Source organism: Vibrio sp. 970 (genome assembly GCF_033339075.1).
In genome coordinates this window covers 1-1,001 of sequence record NZ_JAWOTW010000109.1, presented here as the reverse complement: position 1 = coordinate 1,001, position 1,001 = coordinate 1, and the positions used below count along the sequence as shown (strand labels likewise).

Genomic DNA, 1,001 nt, shown 5'->3' with positions numbered 1-1,001 from the left:
GATGGATACGAAAACCAGTTTGAAGTTCCTAGTGTCACGATTCAAGGTGACGCACTCAAGATAAGCGATGAGTGGCTTGTTACTATCACCATTACCGACAGTCTCAATAATTCCATTACTGTTACAACGACCGTAGAGAACGAGGCTTATACCCTATCAGGCGTTGATCTGTCTTCTCTTGCTGAAGGTCCGCTTACGGTGATTTCTGTGGTTTCTGACATTTATGGCAATAACCTGAACGCCGTCGATACGACCATTAAAGATACGCTTGCAACGGTGAACGTCAATTTTGATGGTGGAGGGGATGAGTATTTAAATCAGTACGAAATCGCGACTACTCGCCTCGAAGGGACGATTGAAAACATTGAAGATGGCCAGCGTATCCAAGTTACGGTAACCGACTCGTTAGGAGCGGTCATAAACTTAGAAACGGTGGTGACTGGTGGAAGTTGGTCTCTGGACGACGTTGACCTTTCTGGATTGTCTGAAGGTACGCTGACAGTTGTTGCTAAGAGTATAGATATAGCGGGCAACCCTGCAATCAGTGAAAACACCATCATCAAAGATACGCTCGCAAGTGTGACGGTGGACGTTGACGATGGCGGAGACGGCTATTTAAACACTGAAGAGCGCCAATCTGTCACTTTGTCAGGGCAAGTCAGTGATGTTGAAAATGGTCAGACGGTTTCTGTCACGGTTCAAGACAGCTTGGGGGTGATGCTCTCGTTCAATACCGTTGTCGTTGATGGTATGTGGCAAGTCGAAGGGGCGAACTTATCCACGTTAGCCGATGGGGCGTTAACCGTATCTGCCTCCGTGAATGATGTAGCGGGCAACCAAGCGAAAGCAATGGATGAGGCTACGACCATAGATGCCACTGCTCCCACCATTGATATCGATACGGATTTTTATATTAGCGGTGGTCTTGCCATTGATGATTTCCGTGAGGGTATAGTCACGGAAATGAGAGGGACAACCAGTGGTGTAGAGCAAGGTCTGGC

General features: G+C 47.7%; 1 pseudogene. It reads left to right on the top strand.

Annotation, left to right across the window (positions count from 1 at the left end):
* Nucleotides 1-1,001 (top strand): annotated as a pseudogene (locus tag R7Q11_RS25055) (RTX toxin); the annotation flags it as partial.